Raw genomic sequence first — 439 nt, 5'->3', positions numbered from 1 at the left:
TTGCGAGGATTTTCCGTGAGGAAAATCAGAAGCAATGAATTATACACGTTGTTGGCAATAGTTTTTATATTTTAATCAGTTAATAATTTTTGTTTTTAATAGATTCAGAATTTTTCTAAAGTCAGAGTTTGGTTTATGAGAAGTTTTATAGGTCCAATCTCCTCCATTATTTTTTATCAACTTTAAAATCCAGGGGGCGTTTTCGGAAAATATTTGAGCTGTTAGTGATGTCAAAATGTAAAGCTTATTCCACCATTTGTCATTTGGGTTATAGTGAATGATTTCTTTGATTTCTGAATATTCAAAAACTCTATATTCCCAATAATCAATTGCTTTTATTTCAAAATGATTATTAAATACTCGGATTGAAGGAAATCCTTTTTCTTCAAATATCAAAGGTTCTTCTTCCATTATGATTTTCATAAATTATTGCCAACGG

At 28.9% G+C, this 439-nt stretch carries 1 protein-coding gene; it reads right to left on the bottom strand.

Annotated elements, in window-relative coordinates:
• Positions 1-75: 75 nt before the first annotated feature.
• Positions 76-411, bottom strand: a complete 336-nt coding sequence (locus ZA06_RS00035) for a hypothetical protein (protein ID WP_157503017.1) — start codon at positions 409-411, stop codon at positions 76-78.
• Positions 412-439 lie beyond the last annotated feature (28 nt).

The organism is Mangrovimonas xylaniphaga, assembly GCF_001280435.1.
Lineage (GTDB): Bacteria > Bacteroidota > Bacteroidia > Flavobacteriales > Flavobacteriaceae > Mangrovimonas_A > Mangrovimonas_A xylaniphaga.
The sequence above is the reverse complement of the archived record's forward strand: the minus strand, read 5'-3'. Positions and strand labels throughout refer to the sequence as shown.